Origin of the sequence: Shimia thalassica, assembly GCF_001458215.1 — a bacterium.
Lineage (GTDB): Bacteria > Pseudomonadota > Alphaproteobacteria > Rhodobacterales > Rhodobacteraceae > Shimia > Shimia thalassica.
This window is the reverse complement of record NZ_CYTW01000011.1, coordinates 1-2,849: the sequence shown is the minus strand read 5'-3', so window position 1 is coordinate 2,849 and position 2,849 is coordinate 1. Positions and strand designations below refer to the sequence as shown.

The 2,849-nt window shown below is 63.1% G+C and carries 1 protein-coding gene; it reads left to right on the top strand.

The features are described from left to right. The coding region (pyc, locus tag PH7735_RS20255) for a pyruvate carboxylase (protein WP_058313257.1) at positions 1-2,849 on the top strand (2,849 nt) is incomplete at both ends.

Sequence of the window (2,849 nt, the reverse complement as noted above, 5' to 3'; positions counted from 1 at the left end):
GCCGAGACCATGCGCGCCTTGGGTGACAAGGCCAGCGCCCGCCGCGTTGCGGTTGAGGCTGGCGTGCCGGTCATTCCCGCGACCGAAGTTCTGGGCGATGACATGGCGGCGATCAAGTCTGAGGCGGCCGAGGTTGGCTATCCCTTGATGCTCAAGGCGTCCTGGGGTGGCGGTGGCCGCGGCATGCGCCCGATCTTCTCGGAAGACGAGGTCGAAGAGAAAGTTCTGGAAGGCCGTCGCGAGGCCGAAGCCGCGTTCGGCAACGGCGAGGGCTATCTGGAAAAGATGATCACCCGCGCCCGCCACGTCGAGGTGCAGATCCTTGGCGACAAGATGGGCAACATCTATCACCTGTATGAACGGGATTGTTCGGTCCAGCGCCGCAACCAGAAGGTCGTGGAACGCGCGCCTGCGCCGTACCTGTCAGAAGCGCAGCGCGAAGAGATTTGCGAGTTGGGCCGCAAGATCTGCGCCCATGTGAACTATGAATGCGCGGGCACGGTCGAATTCCTGATGGATATGGAGACCGGCAAGTTCTACTTCATCGAGGTGAACCCGCGCGTGCAGGTGGAACACACCGTCACCGAAGAGGTCACCGGCATCGACATCGTGCAGGCGCAGATCCTGATCGCCGAAGGCAAATCCATTGCCGAGGCCACCGGCAAGGCCTCGCAATACGACATCCGTCTGAACGGCCACGCCCTGCAGACCCGGATCACCACCGAAGACCCGCAAAACAACTTTATCCCCGACTATGGCCGCATCACCGCGTACCGCTCGGCCACCGGCATGGGCATCCGTCTGGATGGCGGCACGGCCTATGCGGGCGGCGTGATCACGCGGTATTATGACAGCCTGCTGACCAAGGTCACCGCCTGGGCGCCAACCCCGGACAAGGCGATTGCCCGCATGGACCGCGCCCTGCGCGAGTTCCGTATTCGCGGCGTCAGCACCAACATCGCCTTTGTCGAGAACCTCTTGAAGCACGAGACGTTCCTGAACAACCGGTACACCACCAAGTTCATCGACGAGACACCGGACCTGTTCCAGTTCTCCAAGCGGCGCGACCGCGGCACCAAAGTGCTGACCTATATCGCCGACATCTCGGTGAACGGACATCCCGAGACCACCGACCGCCCCGAACCGGCAGCGGATCTGAAGGCCCCAAAGGCGCCGGCCAACCGCGCCGCACCGGCCTATGGCTCGCGCAACCTGCTCGAGGACAAGGGCGCGCAGGCCGTCGCGGACTGGATGAAGGCACAGCCGCAACTGCTGCTGACCGACACCACCATGCGTGACGGGCACCAGTCGTTGCTGGCCACGCGGATGCGGTCGATCGACATGATCAAGGCGGCCCCGGCCTATGCGTCCAATATCCCCGAGCTGTTCTCGGTGGAATGCTGGGGCGGGGCGACCTTTGATGTGGCCTATCGCTTCTTGCAGGAATGCCCGTGGCAGCGCCTGCGCGATCTGCGCGAGCGGATGCCGAACCTGCTGACACAGATGTTGCTGCGCGCCTCGAACGGCGTCGGCTATACCAACTATCCCGACAATGTGGTGCAGGAGTTTGTGCGCCAGGCCGCCGAGACCGGCGTTGATGTGTTCCGCGTCTTTGACAGCCTGAACTGGGTCGAGAACATGCGCGTTGCGATGGATGCGGTCGTGGAAAGCGGCAAGATCTGTGAAGGCACCGTCTGCTACACCGGCGATATCCTGAACCCGGATCGCGCCAAGTATGACCTCAAGTATTACGTCGGCATGGCCAAAGAACTTGAGGCCGCCGGTGCGCATGTGCTGGGTCTGAAGGACATGGCAGGCTTGCTCAAACCCGCCTCGGCCAAGGCGCTGGTCACCGCGCTGAAAGAAGAGGTCGGCCTGCCGATCCACTTCCACACCCATGACACCTCGGGCATCGCGGGCGCGACCATCCTTGCCGCCGCTGATGCGGGCGTCGATGCGGTGGACGCGGCCATGGACGCCTTCTCGGGCGGCACCTCGCAGGCCTGTCTTGGATCCATCGTCGAGGCCCTGCGCCACACCGACCGCGACACCGGTCTGGACATCACCGCCGTGCGCGAGATCTCGGACTATTGGGAAGGCGTGCGGGCGCAATATGCCGCATTCGAATCCGGCCTTCAGGCCCCTGCCTCCGAGGTCTATCTGCACGAGATGCCCGGTGGCCAGTTCACCAACCTCAAGGCACAGGCGCGCAGCCTTGGTCTTGAAGAGAAGTGGCACGATGTGGCCCAGACCTATGCCGATGTGAACCAGATGTTCGGTGATATCGTCAAGGTGACGCCGTCGTCCAAAGTGGTTGGCGACATGGCCCTGATGATGGTGTCACAGGGCCTGACCCGCGCCGAGGTCGAGGATCCGTCACATGACGTGGCCTTCCCCGACAGTGTGATCGACATGATGCGCGGCAATCTGGGCCAGCCTCCGGGTGGTTTCCCTGCCGGCATTCTGGACAAGGTGCTCAAGGGCGAAGCGCCCAACACCGCCCGTCCCGGCGCACATCTCGCGCCGGTCGACCTCGAGGCCGCCCACAAGGATCTGTCGACACAGCTGGAAGGCAAAGAGGTCGATCGCGAGGATCTGAACGGGTATCTGATGTATCCCAAGGTGTTCCTTGATTACATGGGCCGCCACCGGGCCTATGGGCCTGTGCGGACCCTGCCGACGCGGACCTTCTTTTACGGCATGGAGCCCGGCGAAGAGATCACTGCGGAAATCGACCCCGGCAAGACGCTGGAAATCCGCCTGCAGGCGATTGGCGAAACGGACGAGAACGGCGAGGTCAAAGTGTTCTTCGAACTCAACGGCCAACCCCGCGTCATCCGCGTGCCCAA